We start from the raw sequence: 4,309 nt of genomic DNA on the forward strand, positions 1-4,309 counted from the left end.
TCTCTTGAAAATCCTCTTAACACCTTTCCCATGAAAGGTATCACGGATACGTTTAGAGGTTTGGATATCTTTACAAAAAGCCAAAGCCCGACGCATGGGGCTCGTATCATCTCCAAGATCAACCTTGATATCCATTTTGGTCAAAGCTTGATAACAACCAACAATCTTTGTTCTATCATCAAGAATAAGTTCATAATCTTTACTGGTGGTTGGCATCTCCATACTTTTACTGATTTCCCCCTCATCAACACCCAAAACAATAATCTTATAAGGGGTTAAAAGTTCATTCTTAACGGCATCAGTAAAACTATAGGTATAAAGAACTTTTCCATAAATACTTTCATCATCCATAGACGCTAGAACGGCATTTACCTCATCCGCACGCTTTTTAGCTGTATCACTAAAGATACGAGGTGTTGCTGTCATATACAGACGTTTGTTCCCTTGAATAACGCTGTTGTTGTGAACCTTAACAAACTCAGATTCATTCTCATCGCTTCCTAATGTTGCCCCCGTGGTTCTATGGGCTTCATCACAAATAATGAAATCAAATGCCGCTAATCCATGATCCTTTTGAGCATCAGCAATCACTTGAATGGATTGATAGGTCGCAAAAATAACAACCATAGCATGGGGAGAAAACTTTCCTACTTTCTCTACAAGCTCTTGTGCATTGGTTGTTGCAGGTAAGGCTAAATCCGATGCCGATAATTCACTATCATCCTCTTGGGATTTACGACGCTTGCCGATTTGTCTATCCGAACATACCGCAAAGGAACGCAAGGGCAGTTCTGTATCCAGTGTCCATTCACGGATTGTTTGTGACATCAAAGCAAGGGAGGGCACCAAAAACAAAACATGCTTGCCTTGACCTGCTATGGTCTCTGCTATCTTAAGGCTTGTAAAAGTCTTACCCGTACCACACGCCATAATCAGCTTGCCACGGTCTGCTTCTTTTAAACCTTCACAAACAGCTTTTAGTGCTTCTATCTGATGATCTAAAAGCTTTTTCTTCTTTCGCTCGTAAAGGACGATTTTGCCTGTCTTATCAAAAATCCCCCAATCGATTTGACTGTTTTCCATATCAAAGAGATGTATCCGATAAACCGGAACGGCTTGTCCTTCAATCATGGTATTGGCATTTTCGCTTAATTCCCCTTCCGTGCTATCAATCAGAAGACGATATTTAAACCTGCTTTTACCAGAGATAGCGATAAAGCTTTCAATGTCCTCTTGTGTAATCTGATGATTGGTTTCATAAAATTGACAGCGAATAGCAACATATTCCTCTTGATCACGAACTTTTGCGACCAAATCAATATCAGTGTCTATATCGCTTCCTTTCCACCCCTTTTCATCAGCGACTTCTCTATAAGTTTGAACACTTTCATATTCCTGCTTTTGCAATGGGTCTTGTGTTAAATAGGCTATAACAAATTTTTCAAAAGCAGCTTGCTTATCCTCATCTGATATCGCTTGATCACGATAAGATTGTAAGAGAGAGCGTAGCGTGACATGTTCATGATCAGACTTAATAGATTGCAGCATATTATAACAGAGCTCCGTTTTGGTATGAAGGGATTAATTCTTTTCAAAAGAATCAAAATGAAGCTTATTAAATCTATTTTGAACGAATTGAGAAAAAATGCAGAAAAATGCATAAAAACGGATAAATTTTTTCAAAAAGGGCTTTAAAAGGCTATTTATCCACAGCCTATGATGCATGGTTAGATCAGCACAATAGTGAAGTTTGCTATTTATTTGATGTGTTAATCAAAACAAATGTACTATGTATTTTAAAACATCATAATGATCATTTTGATAGGTTTTATGCGTCATTGAAATGAACACTTTTGTCAGTTCAATTTACTGACAGATAACTGACAAATATATATTATTGATTGAATTTATGGGTTGCATCTTAATAAGGGTTGTATCATTAAAATACTAAACTATTGAAATATAATGTTTTTAATTTTTTATATCATTTAAAAAATACTCTAGGGTCTAGAAACAACTGACTAAACTGACAAAAATGACAAAACTCTTTTTACAAAGCCACTCAGATCATTTGCTTTTGGAGAAAAGTTCCTTGATGAGAAGGTCATAAAAAAGAAGCGTATTCTATTGAAAATAGGGTTTCTTAAATTTCTCAAAACAATCTAAAAAAAATATTTAAAATTTCAAATCATATCTTTAATTTGAATTATAAATACATTATTAGACTTTTGATATTAATCATTTGACATTAATCAAAGGTTTATGGTGATGAAGTTTTCTGTTTTACTTTGTTTGTTAATACTCACAGCTTGTGCTCCTATAACACATTTGAACGGAATTGTTGATCCAAACTACAAGGGAAGATTTCAAACGAAAAAGATGGTCATAGTAGGTGTTGGCATGTCTATTTCTGAGCAAAAAGCACTTGAAGACACCTTTGAGAAATCGCTTGTTAAATACAATGTACAGATATTGAGAGGATTAGAACTTTTCCCTCCAACTCGTAATTATTCCTATAACGATAAAGAGAAAATTATAACAAATAAAGGTAAAGGCGCAGATGCACTCCTCATAGTTAGCGTTGATAATCGTGCTATATCGCAGACATATATCCCGCCAACATATCATCCTGGAACCTCTACAAGTACTATTTCCGGATTTGGAAGCTTTGCTACCATAGAAACTGAGACGACACCAGGTTATGTGAGCGGTGGATATAATATTGATAAGCCCGGCATAAGTGTTAGTGTTTTACTTATTAACAATACAAAAAACAAAGAAGCCATATGGGTAGCAAACGGCACTAGCAATGGAAATGCTTTTGCATCGTTTTCTGATCTCATAGTAAACGTTGCTGAAACAACTGTTGAAAAACTAGCCAAAGAGGGTCTTATCGCCCCAAAGTAGAGTTAGGAAAATAGCAGCATAATCACGAATTTTAGCCACAAGATTGATGCCAATGTCACACCCCTCCTCTTCACGCTCTTTAGCCTACTCACAGTAAATCTGAGCTGTTTCGTATTCTTTCTTTTGAATGAAGGCTTGCGTCAAATAAGCTTTTACAAGGTTTTCAAACATGGTTCCTAATTCACGGGGTGATGTTGCCTTTTCACGGTGGAATTCTAAAAGAGAGCGTAAAGTGACTTATTTATTATCAGACTTAATAGATTAAAGAATATTGCAATAAACTCTATTGGCGCATGGTGTGATCAAAGACCATAAAGGGACGAAATGAGATCTATTAAATTGATTCAAAAGAAATATCGATAACAAAATAAGAAAAAACACACGAAAACCGATAAATTTCTTTAAATAAATTTTATAAATTATGCTTATCAGTAGCAGAATAGTGGAATTTGTTATTTATTTCACACATCATTCAAGACAAATGCACTATGTGCTTTTAAAATATCATAATAAGTATTTTGATAGGTTTTATATGTCATTAAAATTATCACTTTTTTCAGCTCAATTTACTGACAGAGTACTGATAAAAAACGATAAATATATACTATTGATTGTATTTATGAGTTCTATTTTCTCTATCAGGTGTATTCATAAAATTATAACATATTGAAATATATAGTTTTTTATTTTTTCTCGTTTTAAAAAATAATATAGGGGCTAGAATGAACTGACAAAAATGATAAAACTCTTTTTACAAAGTCACTTAGATCATTTTCTTTTGGAAAAAAATACTTGATGAGAATGTTATATAAAGAGTTTTACGTGATTGTTTTAAAGATCTCAAAAAAGGTTGCTTTGCCTTCACAAATAACCAGATGTTTTGGATTGTCTTGGCTTAAATGCACAGCACCGCCCATAACAGACCCCAACATGGCTTTGGTTGGTTTGTGATCTGTTTTGCAGCCATTGGCTTGTAAAAAGGTTCTATGGATTGCAAAGGAACCAGCCCCCTTAACAAGCGCCACCAACGCGGGCAGTGTCATTCCTAAGGGGTGTGGACATTTGCCGTGAAAACGTAAATCAGCAGGCAATTCACATGTAATACCCCGCTTGCGTAAATAGGTTTCTGCTAAAGTATCTTTGATCGGTTGGCTTTGTTGCCAAATTGCTTTTGCTCTCTCTGCTTTCTGTTTTACTCGTTTGAGATCAGCAGAAAACTGTTTTGAGAAAGAAAGCCTATGATCATAAGCTTTATCAACAAAGGCTTGTTTCCCAAGCAAGCCAATTCTTCTAAGCGCTTGTATGATCTCTCTAAAAGAACAGCCAGCATAACAAGTGAGTAAAAGACGCCCATCATGTCCATTGGCAAGGGATAAGCTAGGCAATTGATCATCATGGGCTG

2 protein-coding genes and 2 pseudogenes are annotated in these 4,309 nt (G+C 35.5%); 1 reads left to right on the forward strand and 3 read right to left on the reverse strand.

Features of this window, described 5'->3' with window-relative positions; genetic code table 11:
- Positions 1–1,548: DEAD/DEAH box helicase family protein (locus PVV59_RS09420; protein ID WP_273755833.1), on the reverse strand; the 1,548-nt coding region annotated here is incomplete at its 3' end.
- A 720-nt stretch (positions 1,549–2,268) separates the two neighbouring features.
- Between PVV59_RS09420 and PVV59_RS09425 the strand changes: the two genes are divergently transcribed.
- Positions 2,269–2,907 carry a hypothetical protein gene (locus PVV59_RS09425; RefSeq protein ID WP_273755834.1) on the forward strand — a complete coding sequence of 213 codons (639 nt, stop codon included), beginning with the start codon at positions 2,269–2,271 and terminating at the stop codon, positions 2,905–2,907.
- A gap of 9 nt (positions 2,908–2,916) precedes the next feature.
- Here the strand turns inward: PVV59_RS09425 and PVV59_RS09430 are convergent.
- Together PVV59_RS09430 and PVV59_RS09435 are read right to left on the reverse strand one after the other, a co-directional pair.
- Positions 2,917–3,165, reverse strand: a pseudogene (locus PVV59_RS09430) (hypothetical protein); the annotation flags it as partial.
- 590 nt (positions 3,166–3,755) lie between these two features.
- Positions 3,756–4,309: pseudogene (locus tag PVV59_RS09435) on the reverse strand (hypothetical protein); the annotation flags it as partial.

This window comes from Bartonella sp. MM73XJBT.G (assembly GCF_028618435.1).
Taxonomy (GTDB): Bacteria; Pseudomonadota; Alphaproteobacteria; order Rhizobiales; family Rhizobiaceae; genus Bartonella.